The organism is Pseudomonas sp. TH39(2020) (genome assembly GCF_016650715.1).
In the GTDB taxonomy this organism is placed as follows: Bacteria; Pseudomonadota; Gammaproteobacteria; order Pseudomonadales; family Pseudomonadaceae; genus Aquipseudomonas; species Aquipseudomonas mandelii_C.
Map to the genome: position 1 here is coordinate 646,600 of NZ_JAEKFF010000006.1, position 19,571 is coordinate 666,170.

Sequence of the window (19,571 nt, forward strand, 5' to 3'; positions counted from 1 at the left end):
CGAATGCGGTTTCATATTCAGCAACGATGCTGCCTGAAAATCCGCGTTCGCGAGCAGGCTCGCTCCCACATTGAATCTTAGTCGCCCTTAACCAAGCTGTGCGGCGACCGATTCCGGAATGTCCGCGTTGGAGTAGACGTTTTGCACGTCATCCAGGTCTTCAAGCATGTCGATCAGCTTGAGAACCTTCTCGGCGCCTTCCAGGTCCAGTTCGGCACTGGTGGTCGGCAGCATCACGATTTCCGCGTCATCGCCTTTGAAACCAGCCGCTTCCAGGGCGTTACGCACGGAGTAGAAACCGGCGAACGAGGTGAATACGTCGATGGAGCCGTCTTCGTGGGTCACCACGTCATCGGCATCGGCTTCCATCGCCGCTTCCATCAGCGCATCTTCATCGACGCCCGGTGCGAAGGAAATCTGCCCCTTGCGCTCGAACAGATAGGCCACCGAACCGTCCGTACCGAGGTTGCCACCGCACTTACTGAACGCGTGCCGAACAGCGGCTGCGGTGCGATTGCGGTTGTCGGTCATGCACTCGACCATCACCGCCACGCCGCCCGGGCCGTAGCCTTCGTAGGTCAGCTCGACCATGTCGTCGGTGTCGGCGGCACCGGCGCCGCGGGCAACCGCGCGATCGATGATGTCGCGGCTCATGTTCGCGCCAAGGGCCTTGTCCAGCGCCAGACGCAAACGCGGGTTGGAACCCGGATCACTACCGCCCTGACGGGCAGCAACGGTCAGCTCACGAATCCACTTGGTGAAAATCTTGCCCTTCTTGGCATCCTGACGTTCTTTGCGGTGCTTGATGTTCGCCCACTTGGAATGACCCGCCATATCTCGCTCCGAATTCTCTTTGAAACATTGCCCGCCGCGCCTTGACGCGCCAGCCGGCAAATAAAAATCTCGACCATTCTATAAAGAAAGGGCGCATCCGAAGATGCGCCCTTCTGGTCAGCCTTACTCAGCTTTAGGCGTTTCGCGCAGACGAATGTGCAGTTCGCGCAGTGCCTTGGCATCTACCACACCCGGGGCCTGAGTCATGACGCAAGCGGCGCTCTGGGTTTTCGGGAAGGCGATCACTTCACGGATCGACTGGGCGCCGGTCATCAACATCACCAGACGGTCCAGACCGAAGGCCAGGCCACCGTGCGGCGGTGCGCCGTATTTCAGGGCGTCGAGCAGGAAGCCGAATTTCTCTTCCTGTTCCGCTTCACTGATACCCAGCAGTCGGAACACCGACTGTTGCATTTCCTTGCGGTGGATACGGATCGAACCGCCACCCAGCTCGGTGCCGTTCAGGACCATGTCGTAGGCACGGGACAGAGCGGTCGCCGGGTTGGCTTCCAGTTCTTCCGGGGTGCACTTCGGGGCGGTGAACGGGTGGTGCAAGGCGGCGAAGCTGCCGTCGTCGTTCTCTTCGAACATCGGGAAGTCGACCACCCACATCGGCGCCCACTGGCAAGTCAGCAGGTCCAGATCGTTACCGACCTTGATTCGCAGCGCGCCCAGGGCTTCGCTGACGATCTTGGCTTTGTCGGCACCGAAGAACACGATGTCGCCGTCAACCGCGCCGACGCGATCAAGGATCACATTGAGGTTGGCTTCAGGGATGTTCTTGACGATCGGCGATTGCAGACCTTCAACGCCTTTGGCGCGCTCGTTGACCTTGATGTACGCCAGGCCCTTGGCGCCGTAGATGCCGACGAACTTGGTGTAGTCGTCGATCTGCTTGCGCGGCATGCTCGCTGCGCCAGGAACGCGCAACGCGGCAACGCGGCATTTCGGGTCGTTGGCCGGGCCGCTGAAGACTTTGAAGTCGACTTCTTTCAGCTGATCGGCAACGTCAACCAGTTCCAGCGGGTTACGCAGGTCCGGCTTGTCGGAACCGTAACGACGCATGGCCTCGTCCCAGGTCATGTGCGGGAATTCGCCGAATTCCACATCCAGCACTTCCTTGAACAGGTTGCGGATCATGCCTTCGGTGATGCCAATGATGTCTTTTTCATCGAGGAAGCTGGTTTCGATGTCGATCTGAGTGAATTCAGGCTGACGGTCGGCACGCAGGTCTTCGTCGCGGAAGCACTTGGCGATCTGGTAGTAGCGATCGAAACCGGCAACCATCAACAGTTGCTTGAACAGCTGTGGCGATTGCGGCAAGGCGAAGAACGAACCGGCGTGAGTACGGCTCGGCACCAGGTAATCGCGAGCACCTTCCGGGGTAGCGCGAGTCAGGATCGGCGTCTCGACGTCGAGGAAGCCGTTCTCGTCCAGGTAGCGACGGATGCTGGTGGTCATGCGCGAACGCAGACGCAGCTTCTCGAGCATTTCCGGACGACGCAGGTCGATGAAGCGATAACGCAGGCGGGTTTCTTCGCCGACGTCGGAGAACTCGTTGAGCGGGAACGGCGGGGTTTCCGCTTCGTTCAACACTTCCAGCTCGTAGCCCAGCACTTCGATCATGCCCGACGCCATGTTGGCGTTACCGGCACCGGCCGGACGCAAGCGGACCTTACCGGTGACCTTGACCACGTACTCGCTGCGCACGCGATCGGCGGCGGCGAAGGTTTCAGCGCGGTCCGGGTCGAACACCACCTGGGCCAGACCGTCACGATCACGGATATCGAGGAAAATCACCCCACCGTGGTCACGGCGACGGTGAACCCATCCGCAAAGGGTAATTTCCTGGCCTTCCAGGCTTTCGTTCAGTTGGCCGCAATAATGGCTGCGCATCATGGTCGTAGTTTCACTTCTCGTAATTCGAAATTCGGTTGGAGATCCTGCAACAGCCCCGCCCTTTAGAAAGGCGCCAGATGATGCAAGACCTCGCACGTGTCGTTCAACTCAGGTCCAAGACCCTAGTCAGCTTTGTCGCCGCCGGCCAGATTCTTCTTGGAACCGGTCTTGAAATCGGTTTCGTACCAGCCGGTGCCGCTAAGGCGGAAGCCCGGCATGGACAGCATCTTCTTAAGCTCTGGCGCCTGGCAGGCAGGGCAGTCGACCAGCGGTGCTGCGCTGATCTTTTGAATGGCTTCCAACTGATGACCACAGGAAGCACATTGATAGTCGTACATCGGCATGGGGGTTGTCTCGGCGATCAGATTGCTACCGCACACGCTGGGTTTTGCGGCAAAGAGCGGGATTATATCCATTAAATGCAGCCTGTGCAGCCGTAAGACTGCACAGACCGACACTCTACCCATTCCACCCCTGTGGTTAAGGCATGGCGACGCAGCCGCCTTCCTTCAGGCTATGCACGACACACACAACCCGCACCAGCCCGGTGAAGTTCTTGACCCCACCGTGACGCAAATGCACCTCGCGGTCCAGATGGGACAACAGCACACTGACCGAACAGCAATTGACCTTGGCCATATCACTCAAAATATCCCAGTACACCTGTTCAAGCCGCAAGCAGGTGGCGAAGCCATTCAACCGCACCGATCGCGATAAAGGCTGGGCCAGCCCCATATCAAATTCGCTGACAAATGGATCAATCCTTATCTCCTTGACCGGACCGACCCTCCCCTCGCTTCTCCTGTCTTCGTAATCCATATCGTTGACACTCCTTAGCCATCCTTGCCTTCTTTAAGAGCAATATCTGTTGCCTTATAAAAGCGCAGGCGCAAAGGTATATCCAGATGACTTTATGACCATCAACGTAGGAGAAGCCAACAATTGAAGGGCGATCATGGAGACCGTCCTAGGCCGGCCATTTTCCTACATAGTCAGACGCCATTTGACTAGCGCGAAAGGGGTTTAAAGAGACAAGAAGCAGAACGCGAACAACGCCAACGAACGTCATCCGCGCACTGGCAGGTTACTGATCCAGCAGAGACCGCAACATCCACGCAGTTTTCTCGTGGACTTGCATGCGCTGGGTAAGCAGGTCAGCCGTCGGTTCGTCGCTGACTTTATCGAGGAGCGGGAAGATCCCGCGCGCCGTACGCGTGACCGCCTCTTGCCCGTCGACCAGTTGCTTGATCATGTCTTCGGCGCTGGGCACGCCGACCTCTTCTTTAATAGAGGACAGTCGAGCATAAATGGAATAGGCGCCTGGCGCAGGAAACCCGAGGGCACGAATACGCTCGGCAATCGAATCGACGGCCAGGGCCAACTCGTTGTATTGCTCCTCGAACATCAAGTGCAAGGTCCGGAACATTGGACCGGTGACATTCCAATGGAAGTTATGGGTTTTCAAATAAAGTACATAAGTGTCCGACAGCAGACGCGAAAGTCCGTCGACGATGGACTTGCGGTCCTCTTCACTGATACCGATATCGATTGCCATGCGTTTCCCCTAAAGGTGATGAAATTCATCCAGCAGGTGCAGGACCACTCTAGCAAGCCTGCCGGCACCCCGCAGCCCCGGACTTTCCGGTCACCTGCGACAAATCGACCCTCAGGGCACCGCTGGACTGCCTGATTTGAGTAGCCGCAGGCTTTGCTGTTAAATAGGCAGTGTGTCGCTACCGCCTATTTTCCGGGGGCTGCGCATAGGCTGGTACCGGGTACGTGTCCAACGCCTCCTATTGTTCTGAAGCGAACCGTGCTCCATCAGCTCTTCCTTGTGATCCGTCTTAACGTGAGTTACTCAAAATGTTGAAAATTGTCCACCTGCTAATGGGCGCAGCAGCCTTGCTGTTGTCCTTCATCCCTAGCCTGCGATCCGAAGCCGTACCTTACCTGCAACAACCTGATGCGCTGTACCTGGCCTTTTTCGGCCTGCTCAACCTCACCCTCGCTCCTGTTATCCCCTACTGGAACAAAGGCCCACGTCATCAACTGCAAAATCTGGTCAGCGCCCTGCTGGTTCTGACCGTCGTCCTGCAAACCCTGACGCTGATCGCGCCAATGCCTGTCATTGCCGGTCAACCTGCTGTTCTGTTCAGCCTGGTCGCTGCCCTGATTGCCGTTCTTCTGCACCTGGCCATCAGCTTCTACAAATCTTCACCGGCTGCCGCCTCGCCAAGCTATGACATGAGCAACCGCGATACCGGTACCGTAAAGTGGTTCAACACTTCTAAAGGCTTCGGCTTTATTTCCCGTGATTCCGGCGATGATATTTTCGTGCATTTCCGGGCCATTCGTGGCGAAGGTCATCGCGTCCTGGTCGAAGGCCAGCGCGTGGAGTTCTCCGTCATGAATCGTGACAAAGGCCTGCAAGCCGAAGATGTGATCGCCGCACTGCCGCGCCGCTGATCCAAGGCTAAAAAAAACCGCGAACAGCCTGGCTGTTCGCGGTTTTTTATTGCCCATCAGTTGGCCACACTCAGTAATGCGGCGGTGGCGCTTCTTCTTCAAACGTCTCGAACTGACCGGCCATTTCCTCTTGCCGCTTGAGCAAGGCGGCCATTTGCAGTTGCAGGCGCTCAACCGCACGCTGCTGCGTCGCCAGCACATCACTCAATGCCTGGATGGTGTCATCCTGAAACGCCAGCTGGCTCTCCAGATCGGTAACGCGTTCTTCCAGGCTCATGATTCAACCCTCCAGAAACGTGAAGTCATCGGTCAATACCAGGCGCAACCGTTCGCGAATCAGCGCGATCTGCTCTGAGCCATAAGGCTTGGCTGGGTGTTTCCCCCAGACCGGCGCCGGCCAGGCGGCGTCCTCACGCTTGCGCACAATCACATGCATGTGTAACTGACTGACGACGTTACCCAGGGCCGCGACATTCAATTTGTCCGCGTCAAACGAGTCCTTGAGCATTTCCGCCAGTGCGGTCGTTTCCTGCCACAGCTGCTGTTGATCTGCGACACCCAACTGAAATATCTCACTGATATCCTCGCGACGTGGCACCAGAATGAACCAGGGGTAGTTCGAATCGTTGGACAGCAGCAACCGGCAGAGTGGGAAATCCCCGATCGGTAACGTGTCTTGTTGAAGTCGTGGATCTAAAGCGAACACTGCGCGCACTCCCGCCAGGTCATCAATTTCAGCTTAGCGTCCATCCCGAGAGACGGCGCACCAAGCGACAGGACGGCAGCATACCTGCGAACGCCGCTGGCTTCACGACGAACCATGGTCGAAGCCAACCCGAGAAACTACAAACGACCCGCCACGCGCCCCGACATGAGTCATTTTCGTTCAGGACGCACCATTACAGAACCAGCAACCACACAAAAAACGCCGAACTGACTGATAAACAACGACGCGTTCGAATTTGGCAGACAGCCGCACTGTATGAATTCAGTACAGCGATTAAAATTTTTTGCACCAAAACCGCACATTGCGTCTACGCTGAGTCGGTCAGGCATCCGCCATCTACTCACTGGCGGGGTGAACCGGTAACGTTTTTGGTTGTCATGCAGTCGGCCACAAGGGTGCAACACGATGCAAACCATGGCGTCAAGCCCAAACAAGACGTGCTTGAACACCCCGGTTTTATGAGGTTTTTACAGCAACAGGCAGGCTTTCAGAAAAAAACAGCAACAGGATTCTGATTTGTGCACGCTTGTTGCATTCACACCCACATCGCCTCTAAAGCGTCCGCTGGAAGTGGAAGCTTCAAGGCAAATAAAAACAGTGGCAGGGTTGCCCGATGGAGATTCAAGCGTTTCACCAGGGACTCTTTTTACCGATGCTCAGGCCCTGGAAAACAACGCTAAAAGTTGTCAGTCCGCTTGCGTCGGGGCTGTAAATTTGCGACATCTACCAAGCCGTTTGCGACAGGGTCGTAAAGAAGCTGAAAGGTTAGATGCGCAAGTATCGCCAACATGGTCGGCGTGATATAAGTTTGCGCCGACACAAAAAGAAAGAGCCGCCCAGATAATAAATCAGGTGGGACGGCAGTACTCTTCTAAAACCAAAGGAGCAAATCACGATGCGCGTGATGAAGTGGAGCATGATCGCACTGGCAGTTGCAGCAGCAGCCAGTACTCAGTTGGCAGTAGCCGCACCTTTCGTAAGCGACCAGGCAGAAGCCAAAGGTTTTGTTGAAGACAGCAAGCTCGACTTGCTAGTTCGCAACTACTACTACAACCGTAACAAGAAAGACGGCGCAACCGACGACAAAGACTGGACCCAAGGCATTCAGGGCATGTTCAGCTCTGGCTACACCCAAGGTCTGATCGGTGTTGGCGTTGAAGCTTGGGGTCAACTGGCCATTAAGCTGGACGGTTCCGACAAATATGCCGGTACCGGTAACATGTCCGTGGACTCTGATGGCGAGGTCAACAACAGCCAGGGCAAAGCCGGCGCTGCCGCCAAGTTCCGCATCTCCAAGACCGAGCTGAAAATCGGCGACATGCAGCCAAGCACTTCTCCGGTGTTCGCTGTTGGCGGCTCCCGCATCCTTCACCAAACTGCCAGCGGTATCCAACTGCAGAGCAGCGAAGTCAAAGACCTTGACCTCGAAGCCGGTCACTTCTACTCGGCGACCAGCCAGGACAAAAACGCTCGTGACGGCGAGCTGTGGGCAACCTACGCTAGCGTACAAGCCAACTCCATCGATTATTTCGGTGGCAAATACGGCATTACCCCAGACCTGAGCGTGTCGCTCTACGGTGCCAAGCTCGAAGACATCTGGAACCAGTACTACGCCAACGCGAACTACACCCTGGCACTGGGTGGCGACAACTCGATCAACTTCGACGGTAACATCTACAACACCAAGGACACCGGTAACGCTAAAGCAGGCGAAATCAACAACACCGCCTACTCGCTCGCTGCTGCTTTCTCGTTCCTGAAAGCGCACACCTTCACCCTGGGCTTCCAGAAAGTGAATGGCGATACTCCGTTCGACTACATTGGTGTAGGTGGTCACGATCCTGCCGCCAACCGCGGTGGCGACTCGATCTTCCTCGCCAACTCCATCCAGTACTCTGACTTCAACGCCCCTGGCGAGAAATCGGTACAAGCCCGTTATGACCTGAAAATGGCCGAATACGGTGTACCTGGCCTGAGCTTCATGACCCGTTACGTGAAAGGTTGGGACATCGACGGTACCAACACACCGGCGGGCAGCCTCTACACCGGTTTCTACGGTGCAGATGGCAAACACCACGAAACCAACGTCGAAGCTAAGTACGTCGTTCAAACCGGCCCGGCCAAGGATCTGTCCTTCCGTATTCGTCAAGCATGGCATCGCGCCAACCATGACGACGCGTTTGAAGGCAACATCGACGAGTTCCGTCTGATCATCGACTACCCGCTGTCGGTTCTGTAATTACCGAAAGTTAGTTCGCAAGCAATAAAAAAAGGCCCATCTTCGGATGGGCCTTTTTTGTTGCTTACTGCACCGCTGATTCCTGAACCACTCGAATCACCCGCTGTGGAAATGGAATATCAATCCCGGCCGTTTTCAATCGATCACGAGACTGCTCGTTGAACATGAACATCACGTCCCAGTAATCCGCCGTCTTGACCCACACTCGAAGGGAAACAGTAATCGAACTGTCGCCCAGAGTAGAAATCACTGCCTGAGGTGCCGGCTCAGCCAAAACACGTTCATCTTTGGCCAGTTCCAGCAAAACATGACGGGCCTTCTGCAAGTCCGCTTCGTAATCAACGCCCACATCAAACACGACTTTGCGGGTCGGTTGACGGTTAGTGTTGGTGATGATGCCGTTCGACAGGTTGCCGTTAGGCACGATGATGGTTTTGTTATCGCCGGTACGCAGTACAGTGTGGAAGATCTGGATGCTGTCGACAGTGCCGGCAACACCTTGGGCTTCGATCCAGTCACCAATGCGGAACGGGCGGAACAACAGAATCAGCACACCACCGGCGAAGTTCGCCAGACTGCCCTGCAAGGCCAGACCAATGGCCAGACCTGCCGCACCGATGGCCGCGACGAACGAAGTGGTTTCCACGCCGATCATCGAGGCGACGCTGACGATCAGCAGAACCTTGAGAATAATGTTCGCCAGGCTGCTGATGAAGCCTTGCAGCGCCAGGTCGGCGTTACGCAGCGCCAGCAACCCGCCGAGCTTTTGCGCCACCTTGTTGATCAGCCACCAGCCGATGGCCAGGGTGATCACCGCCAGCAGCACGCGGCTGCCGTATTCCATGATCATCGGAATCCAGGCTTGAGACGCCTTGACCAGGTTGTCCACTTCAGTATTCAAATCCATCTACATTCTCCTGGGTTAAGCACAATCCGGGTGGGAGCGGGCTTGCTCGCGAAAGCGGTGTGTCATTCAACAGTGATGTCGACTGATACGCCCTCATCGCGAGCAAGCTCGCTCCCAAAAGGTTCCCGCCTGAGAGGTCAGTCGCGGAAGTTGTTGAACTGCAGCGGCATATCGAACGTCTTGGCGCGCAGGGCCGCGATGGCTTCCTGCAAATCGTCACGCTTCTTGCCGGTAATGCGCACTTGCTCACCTTGAATGGAAGCCTGAACCTTGAGTTTGGCGTCTTTGACATGAGCGACGATTTTCTTCGCCAGCTCTTTGTCGATGCCTTCCTTGAGGACCGCTTCCTGCTTCATCAGCTTGCCCGACGCATAGGCATCCTTGACTTCAAGGCACTGCACGTCGATTTTGCGCTTGACCAGGGCCAGCTTGAGGATCTCAATCATCGCTTCGAGCTGGAAATCGGCTTCAGCGGTCAGGTTGACGGTCAGGTCCTTTTCCTTGAACTCGAAGGTGCCTTTGCCTTTCAGGTCATAACGACGATCGAGTTCCTTGACGGCGTTCTCGACCGCGTTGGTGACTTCGTGTTTGTCCAGTTCGGATACCACGTCGAACGACGGCATGTAATCTCTCCAATAAAAGGGCATGCTCGATCACGATGGAGCACGCCTGGCTTGCGGTTAAAATCCGCGCTGATTATAACGGGTCTTTCCCATCATTCACTGCGAGCCTCCCATGCGCGCGATAAACAGAGCAAAAAGCTGATGTCCACCACCTGGCATGTTCTGGGCGCCGGCAGCCTTGGCACCTTATGGGCCACTCGACTGGCGCGGGCCGGCGTGCCGGTCAAGCTGATCGTGCGGGACGCTGCACGCTTGCAGGCATATGAGGCAGCGGGTGGGTTGACGCTGGTCGAACACGGTAAAGCGCAGAGCTATCCAGTGCCTGCCGAGACACCCGACAGCAGTGAACCGATCAAGCGCCTGCTGGTGGCCTGTAAAGCCTACGATGCCGAGAAAGCCGTGGCCCAACTGGCTCCGCGCCTGGCTCCCGACGCCGAGCTGATCCTGTTGCAGAACGGTCTTGGCAGCCAGGACGCCGTCGCCACGCAGGTGCCGCAGGCGCGCTGTATTAGTGCGTCGAGCACCGAAGGTGCCTTTCGCGATGGCGACTGGCGCGTGGTATTCGCCGGCCACGGTTACACCTGGCTGGGGGATGCCGGACATCCCGTGGCGCCGATCTGGCTGGATGATGTGAGCGCCGCCGGTATTCCCCACGAGTGGAGCACCGATATTCTGACCCGGCTGTGGCGAAAACTGGCGCTCAACTGTGCGATCAATCCCCTGACCGTGTTGCACGATTGCCGTAATGGCGGTTTACAGGAACACCACTGCGAAGTCGCCACCCTTTGCGTCGAATTGACAGAGTTGCTTGAGCGGTGCGGTCAGCCGGCAGCAGCCGAGGACCTTCAACAGGAAGTCGAACGGGTGATTCACGCGACCGCCGCCAATTACTCATCGATGTACCAGGACGTCGCGAACCAGCGCCGGACCGAGATCAGCTATCTATTGGGTCATGCCTGTAAAGTCGCCGCGAGGCATCAACTCAACCTGCCACACCTCAATCAACTTGAGCAAAGGTTGATCACCCATCTGCACAGCCTTGGATTGCCCAGCGACTGAGCAGCGGCTACGCTGGCCACTTGTTCCTTTTCAGCGATGAACCTGATGCCATTGCGCCAGCGCCTTGAAAACCTTCCGGTCGGCCAGAAATTGCTGGCCGCCCTGCTGGTGCTGTTGACCACCGTCCTGCTGGTCGCCAACCTGACCTTTATCAGCGCCGCGTACTACATCTCCCAGGAAAGCATGGCACCTCAGGCCTTGCAGACCATCGGCCGCCTGGTGTCCAACCCCAGCCTGGTGTCCGAAGCCTTGCAGTCACCGCAAAGCGCCGAACGCCTGCTCAATGAGCTCAACAGCTATTCACCGTTGCGCGCGGCGGCCCTTTATGACGGCAAGGGCGAGCGTCTGGCGCAGTTGCAGCATGGCGACAAGCTGAGCCTGCCGGAGCGCTACCGGCACATCGAGTCCTGGCAAGCCACCGAGTTTCGCAGCAATCAAATCATCACCCTGCCCCGCCCCGGCACCGCGCCTGGCCACCTGTTACTGGTCGCCAGCAGCGAACTGCCGATGGCGTTCTATACCGGGACGCTCACCGCCAGTCTTGGGATTCTGATCTTCAGTGTGCTGCTGTGGCTGGTGATTGCCCGACAAATCAAACGCCTGATCACCCGGCCAATTCATCAGCTCGAAGAGCTGTCCCGGCAAGTGACCCGGGAAGAGAACTACGCCCTGCGCGCCTCCCGCGGCAACCATGACGAAATCGGCAGCCTCGCCGAAGCCTTCAACACCATGCTCTCGCGGATCGAAGCCCGGGAGCAGCAACTCAAGCGGGCCCGAGACGATTCCCAGGCCGCGTATGACCAGGCTCAGGGCCTGGCCGAAGAAACCCGCCATACCAATCGCAAACTGGAACTCGAAGTTCAGGTGCGCAGCAAGATCGAGAAGAAGCTCACCGGTTTCCAGAACTACCTCAACAGCATCATCGATTCCATGCCCTCGGCGCTGATCGCCCTTGATGAACAGCTCTACGTGACGCAGTGGAATCAGGAAGCCAGCGCCCTCTCCGGCACGCGCCTCGACGAAGCCTTGAACCAGCCGATCTTCCTTGCCTTCGAACCACTCAAGCCGTTTCTGCCGCAACTCAAGCAAACTGTCGAGCAGCACACGGTGGCCAAGATTGAACGGGTGACGTGGCTCAAAGACGAAGAACCCAAGCACTACGCCCTGACGTTTTACCCGCTGATGGGCGGTGCCGGGCGCGGGGTGGTGATCCGGATCGACGACATCACTCAGCGCCTGTCGCTGGAGGAAATGATGGTGCAGTCGGAAAAAATGCTCTCGGTCGGCGGTCTTGCCGCGGGCATGGCTCACGAGATCAACAACCCGTTAGGCGCGATCCTGCACAACGTGCAAAACATACGCCGACGCCTTTCGCCTGATCTGCCGAAGAACCTCGAACAAGCCGAGCAAACCGGGATCGCGCTGGAAACGGTCAACAAATACCTGCAAGCGCGCGAAGTGCCGCAGTTGCTCGACGGCATTCAACAGGCTGGCGCCCGGGCGGCAAAGATTGTCACGCACATGCTCAGTTTCAGCCGCCGCAGTACCCGGCAAATGGCCCCGTGCGATCTGCCGGCACTGATCGATCAGGCGGTGGAAATCGCCGGTAACGACTTCGACCTGGCGATCGGTTTCGACTTCAAGGGCCAGGCGATCATTCGCCAGTTCGATCCAGCGTTGGGCCCGGTGCCCGGGACCGCGAACGAACTGGAGCAAGTGCTGCTCAATTTGTTGAAAAACGCCGCTCAGGCGATTCACCAACGCGAAGACGACCGCGAGCCGGGACGGATCATTCTGCGCACCAAACTGAATCCGCCGTGGGCGGAAATCCAGGTGGAGGACAACGGCATCGGCATGAGCGAGAACGTGCGCAAACGCACCTTCGAGCCGTTTTTCACCACCAAGGAAATCGGTCAGGGCACCGGCCTTGGCCTGTCGGTCTCGTACTTCATCATTACCAACAACCACAAGGGTCAGATGGAAGTGCAATCGACCCTGGGCCAAGGCACGTGTTTCACCTTGCGCCTGCCCTTGGCGGGCACCCCGCTCGTCTCTCAAGAACTCAATCAGCTATCGAGGTAACCATGGGCTTTCGCTTGTCGAAGATTTACACCCGCACCGGCGACAAAGGCGAAACCGGGCTGGGCGACGGCCGCCGCGTACCCAAGGATCATCCGCGGATCGAAGCCATTGGCGAGGTCGATACGCTGAACAGTCAGGTGGGTGTGCTATTGGCCGGGTTGGCGGCGGAAACTGGTGAGTATCCAGGCTTGAACGAAGTGATCGAGGTTTTGGCGCCCTGCCAACATCGGTTGTTCGACCTGGGTGGTGAACTGGCGATGCCGGTGTATCAGGCACTGAATACGGCAGAAGTCGAACGGCTGGAAGCTGCGATCGATGTGTGGAATGAAGAACTGGGGCCGCTGGAGAATTTCATTCTGCCGGGTGGTTCGGCGCTGATTGCCCAGGCGCATGTGTGCAGAAGCCTGGCGCGCAGTGCCGAGCGGCGGTGTCAGCACTTGAACGCCGTCGAACCGCTGGCCGGGGTTGGGTTGGCGTATATCAATCGGTTGTCGGACTTGTTGTTTGTGGTGGCACGGTTGATTGCCAAGCGGCAGGGGATAGCCGAGATTTTGTGGCAGCCAGCGGCGAAGCCTGGGGTTTAGTCGGCGGCTGTCAGGCCGCCTTCGCGAGCAGGCTCGCTCCCACATTGGATTTGTGTGCGCCACAATCCCCTGTGGGAGCGAGCCTGCTCGCGAAGAGGCCAGCCGCTACACCAAAGAATCAGGCCAGAACGCCCGAATCCCTGCCACACCTTGAGCCCCTGTCTCCCAGGCTTTCTGAAGATCCGTCGGGCCAACACCACCGAGCAAGAACACCGGTTTGCTGAAACCTTCGATCAACGCGCAAGCCTGTTCCCAACCCAGAGGCTGAGCCCCCGGATGAGTCAGGGTCGGTTGCACCGGTGACAGGGTCACAAAATCCACCCCCATCTGCTCGGCCAACGCCAGCTCTTCAGCGTTATGACAGGACGCCGCCAACCAGCGTGACGCCGGCAGCGGTCGGCCCGCCGCCGCGTACTTGCGCAGTTGCGCGGCGGTGATGTGCCAACCGGCGGACGGGAAGTCCCCCAGCCACTCGAACGGCCCCTTGATCATCAACTGCGCCTTGCCAGCACACAGCCCCGCCGCGTCCACCGCCAGATCGCGGTACTTCGGATCGTAGCCGTTGGGTGCCCGCAACTGGATCAGCTTGATGCCGCCGGCAATGGCTTTTTGAATACCGCGTAGCAAGGCCGGGGTTTCCAGGTCTTCCGGGGTAATCAAATACTGCGCGGGTAACCGCGCAGCCGCGACAATCGGCTGGTTGGCCGCCGGGAACTCATAGTTCAGCAGATCGCGGGGCGCGACCCATTCCAACGGCTGGCCTTCGGCGCCGTGCGGTTCGCCGGTAAAGGCCGACACTTCCCAAACGTCCAGCAACACTTGCTTGTCCGGGTAATCGTGCCGGACCTTGATCAGCGGGCGAGCCGCGTTGACCACGATGCCCAACTCTTCATGGAGCTCGCGAGCCAGAGCGGTTTCGACGGATTCGTCGGCCTCGACCTTGCCACCGGGAAATTCCCACAGGCCACCCTGATGCTGGGTGTCGGCACGGCGGGCAATGAGGATCTTGCCACTGCCATCACGGATAACAGCGGCAGCTACGTGGACTCGTTTCACCGTTCTACTTCCTCCAGACCTGCCTTCTGCCAAGCCTTGAAGGCTGGCCACTGGTAGATGGTTTCGACATAGGCCGCGTCCGCTGCGGGCAGCCTCACCTGATAGGTGCGCAGGCGCACGGCGATCGGTGCGAAGAAGGCATCCGCCAAGGTCACGCCGCCGAACAGGAACGGACCGGTTTCGGTGGCGGCGGCGCGGCACTCGGCCCACAACGCCAACATACGCTCGATATCGGCCTGGACGTCAGCCGGTGTCGGCGACAGTGCAGCGTCGTGACTCAAGTCGAATGGCATGTTGCCGCGCATGGCGAAAAAACCGCTGTGCATCTGCGCGCAGGCCGAACGGGCCTGGGCGCGGGCGGCGGTGTCTTTGGGCCAGAGGCCGGCGTCGGGGAACTGCTCTGCCAGATACTCGGCAATCGCCAGGGAATCGGCGATGGTGCCGTGTTCGGTTTTCAGCAGCGGGACTTTCGCGGTCGGCGAGTGCTTGAGCAGACGCTCACGCGTATCCGGCTGGTTCAGCTTGATCAGTTCTTCGGTGTAAGGAACGCCGGCCAGGTCGAGGGCCAACGCGCCGCGCAGGGACCAGGAGGAAATCAGTTTGTCGCCGATGATCAGGTGCAAGCTCATGTTCGGGACCTTTTGATGGAGGGGACAAGCCAATCTATTGAGTGACTGACAGACCGCTTTCGCGAGCAGGCTCGCTCCCACATTGGATCCTGCTGTACACAAAACCTGTGTCCACTGAAGATCCCCTGTGGGAGCGAGCCTGCTCGCGAATGCAGCGACTCGGTCTAACGGTTGATTACGTGCGGTACTCGGCGTTGATTTTCACGTATTCGTGGGACAGGTCGGTGGTCCAGATGGTTTCGCTGCAATCACCCCTACCCAGCTCGATACGGATGGTGATTTCTTCCTGCTGCATCACGGCCGCGCCTTGGGCTTCGGTGTAGGTCGATGCACGAGCGCCACGGCTGGCGATACAGACATCACCGAGGAACACGTCGATCTTGCTCACGTCCAGGTTCGGTACGCCGGCACGGCCCACAGCCGCCAGAATGCGGCCCCAGTTCGGGTCGGAGGCGAACAGTGCGGTCTTGATCAGCGGCGAGTGAGCCACGGTGTAACCGACGTCCAGGCATTCCTGGTGATTGCCGCCGCCGTTGACTTCAACGGTCACAAACTTGGTCGCGCCTTCGCCGTCACGAACGATGGCCTGGGCCACGTCCATGCACACTTCGAACACGGCCTGTTTCAGCTTGGCGAACAAATCACCGCTGGCTTCAGTGATTTCCGGCAGTGCTGCCTGACCGGTGGCGATCAGCATGCAGCAGTCGTTGGTCGAGGTGTCGCCGTCGATGGTGATGCGGTTGAACGATTTGTTGGCACCGTCCAGCAGCAGGTTTTGCAGCACGTCGCGGGAGACTTTGGCGTCGGTGGCGATGTAGCCGAGCATGGTCGCCATGTTCGGGCGGATCATGCCCGCGCCTTTGCTGATACCGGTGACGGTGATGGTCACGCCGTCATGCTGGAACTGGCGGCTGGCACCTTTTGGCAGGGTGTCGGTAGTCATGATGCCGGTGGCGGCAGCTTCCCAGTTGTTGACCGACAGGTCGTCGAGGGCTGCTTGCAGAGCCCCTTCGATTTTCTCGACCGGCAACGGCTCGCCGATCACACCGGTGGAGTACGGCAGCACCAGGCTGGCGTCGACGCCGGTCAGCTCAGCCAGCTTGGCGCACGTGCGCTCGGCGGCGGCAAGGCCTGGTTCGCCAGTGCCGGCGTTGGCATTGCCGGTATTGGTCAACAGGTAACGCACCGGACCTTGCACACGCTGCTTGGCCAGGATCACGGGGGCGGCGCAAAACGCGTTCAGGGTGAACACGCCAGCGACCGTGGAACCTTCGGCACAGCGCATGACCACAACATCCTTGCGCCCCGGGCGCTTGATGCCAGCCGAGGCGATACCGAGTTCAAAACCGGCAACCGGGTGCAACGTTGGCAAAGGACCAAGACCAACAGCCATGAATGCGCTCCTTAATAAATGATGTCAGCACCGCTTTCAGGAAGAACGGTGGTTTAAATGGCAAAACGCCGCGACGGCATAAGCCGGTCGCGGCGCGGGTATTTCAGCGTATGAAACGGGTTTTACTGGATCTGCCCGTGGCAATGCTTGAACTTCTTGCCCGAACCGCAGTAGCAAAGTTCGTTACGGCCCAGCTTCTGTTCATTGCGTACCGGCGCGGTGGCAAGGGCGACATCGACCTCTTCACCCAGCAGTTCCGGTTGCTCAAGCCCCGGTGCTTCGTCGTGCTGGAACTGCATGCGCGCAGCCAGCGCTTCGGCTTCCTGACGCAGGCGTTGTTCTTCTTCGATCGGATCTTCGCGGCGAACCTGAACGTGGGACAGCACACGGATCGAGTCGCGCTTGATCGAATCCAGCAGCTCGGAGAACAGCGTGTAGGACTCGCGCTTGTACTCTTGCTTCGGGTTCTTCTGCGCATAACCACGCAAGTGGATGCCATGACGCAGGTGATCCATGGTCGACAGGTGGTCTTTCCACAGGTCGTCGAGCACACGCAGAACGATTTGCTTCTCGAAGGTGCGCAGCGCTTCGGCGCTCGCCTGCTCTTCTTTCTCGTTGTACGCGGCCAGCAGCTCGGTCATGAGCTTCTCGCGCAGGGTTTCTTCGTACAGGTGATCGTCTTCGTCGAGCCATTTCTGGATCGGCAGCGCCACACCGAAGTCGCTCTGCAACGCCGCTTCCAGACCGGCCACGTCCCACTGCTCAGGCAGCGATTGCGGTGGAATGTGTGCGCTGACAGTTGCGTTGAGCACGTCCTGACGGAAGTCGGCGATGGTTTCACCGATGTTGTCGGCGGCCAACAAACTGTTACGCATGTGATAAATCACTTTACGTTGTTCGTTGTTGACGTCGTCGAACTCGAGCAGTTGCTTACGAATATCGAAGTTGCGGCCTTCAACCTTGCGCTGAGCCTTCTCGATGGCGTTGGTCACCATGCGGTGCTCGATCGCCTCGCCTGGCTGCATGCCCAGGGCCTTCATGAAGTTCTTCACCCGATCAGAGGCGAAGATGCGCATCAGGCTGTCTTCCAGCGACAGGTAGAAACGGCTGGAACCGGCGTCACCCTGACGACCGGCACGACCACGCAGCTGGTTGTCGATACGGCGCGATTCGTGACGCTCGGAAGCAATCACCTGCAAACCGCCCGACTCGAGCACTTGCTGGTGACGTTTCTGCCAGTCGGCCTTGATCTGGGCAATCTGCTCAGGGGTCGGGTCTTCCAGGGTTGCCACTTCCACTTCCCAGTTACCGCCCAACAGGATGTCGGTACCACGACCGGCCATGTTGGTGGCGATGGTCAGTGCGCCTGGGCGACCGGCCTGGGCAATGATCTCGGCTTCTTTTTCGTGGAACTTGGCGTTCAGAACCTTGTGTTCGATGCCTTCTTTCACGAGCAGGCTGGACATGTGTTCCGACGTTTCAATGGTTGCAGTACCCACCAGCACCGGACGGCCCTGGGTCATGCATTCCTTGATGTCATTGATGATCGCCGCGTATTTCTCTTCGGCGGTCAGGAACACCAGGTCGTTGTAGTCTTTACGCGCCAGCGGTTTGTTCGGCGGGATAACCATCACCGACAGACCGTAGATCTGGTGGAATTCGAACGCTTCGGTGTCAGCGGTACCGGTCATGCCGGACAGCTTGTTGTACAGACGGAAGTAGTTCTGGAACGTGGTCGAGGCCAGGGTCTGGCTTTCGGCCTGAATGTTCAGGTTTTCCTTGGCTTCGATGGCCTGGTGCAGGCCTTCGGACAGACGGCGACCCGGCATGGTACGGCCGGTGTGTTCGTCGACCAGAACGACCTGGCCATCCTGCACGATGTATTCGATGTTGCGATTGAACAGTTTATGAGCGCGCAGACCGGCATAAACGTGAGTCAGCAGACCGAGGTTGTGCGCCGAGTACAGGCTCTCGCCTTCAGCCAGCAGGCCAACGCGGGTCAGCATGTCTTCGATGAATTGGTGACCGGCTTCGTTGAGCTCAACCTGACGGGTCTTCTCGTCGACGGTGTAGTGGCCGGCCTTGGTGACTTCGCCTTCAACTTCTTCGATGTGCAACTCGAGCTGCGGGATCAGTTTGTTGATCTCGATGTACAGCTTGGAGCTGTCCTCGGCCTGACCGGAAATGATCAGCGGGGTACGGGCTTCGTCGATGAGGATGGAGTCGACTTCGTCGATCACGGCAAAATTGAGTTCGCGCTGGAATTTTTCTTCCATGCTGAACGCCATGTTGTCGCGCAGGTAGTCGAAACCGAATTCGTTGTTGGTGCCGTAGGTAATGTCGGCAGCGTAAGCCAGACGTTTCTCTTCCGGCGGCTGGAACGGCGTGACAACACCGACCGACATTCCGAGGAACTCGTAGAGCGGGCGCATCCAGTTGGCGTCACGACGGGCCAGGTAGTCGTTCACCGTCACAACGTGCACGCCCTTGCCGGACAGTGCGTTGAGGTAAACGCCCAGTGTTGCCACCAGGGTCTTGCCTTCACCGGTACGCATCTCTGCGATCTGGCCTTCATGCAAGGTCATGCCGCCGATCAGCTGGACGTCGAAGTGGCGCATACCCATGACGCGCTTACCGGCTTCGCGGGCGACCGCAAAGGCTTCTGGCAGCAGCTTGTCGAGGGTTTCCCCTTTGGCGATGCGGGCCTTGAACTCATCTGTCTTGGCACGCAATTGATCGTCCGAAAGGGCCACCATTTGCTCTTCGAAGGCATTGACGAGTTGCACCGTCTTGAGCATGCGTTTGACTTCACGCTCGTTCTTGCTTCCAAAAAGTTTCTTTAACAAAGGCGCAAACATATCGGCAGGATCTTCCACACTAAAGGGATGGAGGGCGGCCCCGTGAGTCGCCCGAGCAGCCCTCATGGCCGCATGCGAACGAGCATTCTACCCGGAAACGATGGTGAGGAAAGTGGCGTTATTCCACGATGCTGGCACAGCGCTGTGACGGGGCTCACTTAAAATAAGGGCTTTTTGCTGAACTTCAAGCCATTCACGGCACAAGTTACTTGTTG

18 protein-coding genes are annotated in these 19,571 nt (G+C 58.2%); 5 read left to right on the forward strand and 13 right to left on the reverse strand.

Translation table 11 applies throughout. The features are described from left to right. Nucleotides 1–87: 87 nt before the first annotated feature. The 5 genes from JFU47_RS11025 to JFU47_RS11045 all read right to left on the reverse strand — a co-directional run bounded on the left by JFU47_RS11025 (nucleotide 88) and on the right by JFU47_RS11045 (nucleotide 4,288). On the reverse strand, nucleotides 88–834 hold the full coding sequence (locus JFU47_RS11025) for a YebC/PmpR family DNA-binding transcriptional regulator (RefSeq protein ID WP_129437845.1): 747 nt from the start codon (nucleotides 832–834) through the stop codon (nucleotides 88–90). A gap of 123 nt (nucleotides 835–957) precedes the next feature. Beyond that, nucleotides 958–2,733, reverse strand: a complete 1,776-nt coding sequence (aspS, locus tag JFU47_RS11030; protein WP_123367883.1) for an aspartate--tRNA ligase — start codon at nucleotides 2,731–2,733, stop codon at nucleotides 958–960. A 122-nt stretch (nucleotides 2,734–2,855) separates the two neighbouring features. Beyond that, nucleotides 2,856–3,077 (reverse strand): FmdB family zinc ribbon protein, encoded by a 222-nt coding sequence (locus JFU47_RS11035; protein ID WP_010457489.1) that lies wholly within the window; start codon nucleotides 3,075–3,077, stop codon nucleotides 2,856–2,858. Nucleotides 3,078–3,213: 136 nt separating this feature from the next. After that, nucleotides 3,214–3,552 (reverse strand): ribbon-helix-helix domain-containing protein, encoded by a 339-nt coding sequence (locus JFU47_RS11040; protein WP_201182936.1) that lies wholly within the window; start codon nucleotides 3,550–3,552, stop codon nucleotides 3,214–3,216. Nucleotides 3,553–3,817: 265 nt separating this feature from the next. Continuing rightward, a complete protein-coding gene (locus tag JFU47_RS11045) occupies nucleotides 3,818–4,288 on the reverse strand; it encodes a Dps family protein (RefSeq protein WP_140676806.1) in 471 nt (156 codons plus the stop codon). Nucleotides 4,289–4,596: 308 nt separating this feature from the next. On the opposite strand from JFU47_RS11045, the gene JFU47_RS33285 reads away from it, so the two are divergent. Beyond that, nucleotides 4,597–5,199 carry a cold-shock protein gene (locus JFU47_RS33285; protein ID WP_008147390.1) on the forward strand — a complete coding sequence of 201 codons (603 nt, stop codon included), beginning with the start codon at nucleotides 4,597–4,599 and terminating at the stop codon, nucleotides 5,197–5,199. Nucleotides 5,200–5,269: 70 nt separating this feature from the next. Here the strand turns inward: JFU47_RS33285 and JFU47_RS11055 are convergent, their stop codons facing one another. Continuing rightward, nucleotides 5,270–5,476: a SlyX family protein gene (locus tag JFU47_RS11055; RefSeq protein WP_008029236.1), complete on the reverse strand. Its 207-nt coding sequence runs from the start codon at nucleotides 5,474–5,476 to the stop codon at nucleotides 5,270–5,272. Between the two features lie 3 nt (nucleotides 5,477–5,479). Further along, complete coding sequence (locus JFU47_RS11060; RefSeq protein WP_123367895.1) at nucleotides 5,480–5,905, reverse strand: HIT domain-containing protein; 426 nt, start codon at nucleotides 5,903–5,905, stop codon at nucleotides 5,480–5,482. A gap of 916 nt (nucleotides 5,906–6,821) precedes the next feature. Here JFU47_RS11060 and JFU47_RS11065 point away from each other — a divergent pair. Then, the gene (locus tag JFU47_RS11065) at nucleotides 6,822–8,165 is read left to right on the forward strand and encodes an OprD family porin (RefSeq protein WP_201182937.1); all 1,344 of its coding nucleotides are present in this window, start codon (nucleotides 6,822–6,824) and stop codon (nucleotides 8,163–8,165) included. Nucleotides 8,166–8,229: 64 nt separating this feature from the next. On the opposite strand, the gene JFU47_RS11070 is transcribed toward JFU47_RS11065, so the two are convergent. Then, nucleotides 8,230–9,072 carry a mechanosensitive ion channel family protein gene (locus JFU47_RS11070; protein WP_201182938.1) on the reverse strand — a complete coding sequence of 281 codons (843 nt, stop codon included), beginning with the start codon at nucleotides 9,070–9,072 and terminating at the stop codon, nucleotides 8,230–8,232. A gap of 137 nt (nucleotides 9,073–9,209) precedes the next feature. Continuing rightward, the gene (locus JFU47_RS11075; RefSeq protein WP_028621905.1) at nucleotides 9,210–9,695 is read right to left on the reverse strand and encodes a YajQ family cyclic di-GMP-binding protein; all 486 of its coding nucleotides are present in this window, start codon (nucleotides 9,693–9,695) and stop codon (nucleotides 9,210–9,212) included. Between the two features lie 141 nt (nucleotides 9,696–9,836). Between JFU47_RS11075 and JFU47_RS11080 the strand changes: the two genes are divergently transcribed. Genes JFU47_RS11080 through JFU47_RS11090 form a run of 3 tightly spaced genes read left to right on the forward strand, consistent with a single transcriptional unit; the run spans nucleotide 9,837 to nucleotide 13,420 of the window. After that, nucleotides 9,837–10,754, forward strand: a complete 918-nt coding sequence (locus JFU47_RS11080) for a putative 2-dehydropantoate 2-reductase (protein ID WP_201182940.1) — start codon at nucleotides 9,837–9,839, stop codon at nucleotides 10,752–10,754. Between the two features lie 45 nt (nucleotides 10,755–10,799). After that, the gene (locus tag JFU47_RS11085; protein ID WP_201182942.1) at nucleotides 10,800–12,836 is read left to right on the forward strand and encodes a sensor histidine kinase; all 2,037 of its coding nucleotides are present in this window, start codon (nucleotides 10,800–10,802) and stop codon (nucleotides 12,834–12,836) included. A 2-nt stretch (nucleotides 12,837–12,838) separates the two neighbouring features. Further along, entirely contained in the window at nucleotides 12,839–13,420 is a 582-nt protein-coding gene (locus tag JFU47_RS11090) for a cob(I)yrinic acid a,c-diamide adenosyltransferase (protein WP_201182944.1), read from the forward strand. Nucleotides 13,421–13,525: 105 nt separating this feature from the next. Here the strand turns inward: JFU47_RS11090 and JFU47_RS11095 are convergent, their stop codons facing one another. From JFU47_RS11095 to secA, 4 genes are all read right to left on the reverse strand, one after another. Then, nucleotides 13,526–14,476 carry a Nudix family hydrolase gene (locus JFU47_RS11095; RefSeq protein WP_201182946.1) on the reverse strand — a complete coding sequence of 317 codons (951 nt, stop codon included), beginning with the start codon at nucleotides 14,474–14,476 and terminating at the stop codon, nucleotides 13,526–13,528. After that, a complete protein-coding gene (locus tag JFU47_RS11100) occupies nucleotides 14,473–15,105 on the reverse strand; it encodes a glutathione S-transferase family protein (protein ID WP_201182948.1) in 633 nt (210 codons plus the stop codon). The genes JFU47_RS11095 and JFU47_RS11100 overlap by 4 nt, the downstream gene beginning before the upstream one ends. A gap of 175 nt (nucleotides 15,106–15,280) precedes the next feature. After that, on the reverse strand, nucleotides 15,281–16,498 hold the full coding sequence (argJ, locus tag JFU47_RS11105) for a bifunctional glutamate N-acetyltransferase/amino-acid acetyltransferase ArgJ (RefSeq protein ID WP_123367875.1): 1,218 nt from the start codon (nucleotides 16,496–16,498) through the stop codon (nucleotides 15,281–15,283). Nucleotides 16,499–16,620: 122 nt separating this feature from the next. Then, complete coding sequence (secA, locus tag JFU47_RS11110) at nucleotides 16,621–19,356, reverse strand: preprotein translocase subunit SecA (RefSeq protein WP_140676832.1); 2,736 nt, start codon at nucleotides 19,354–19,356, stop codon at nucleotides 16,621–16,623. Nucleotides 19,357–19,571 lie beyond the last annotated feature (215 nt).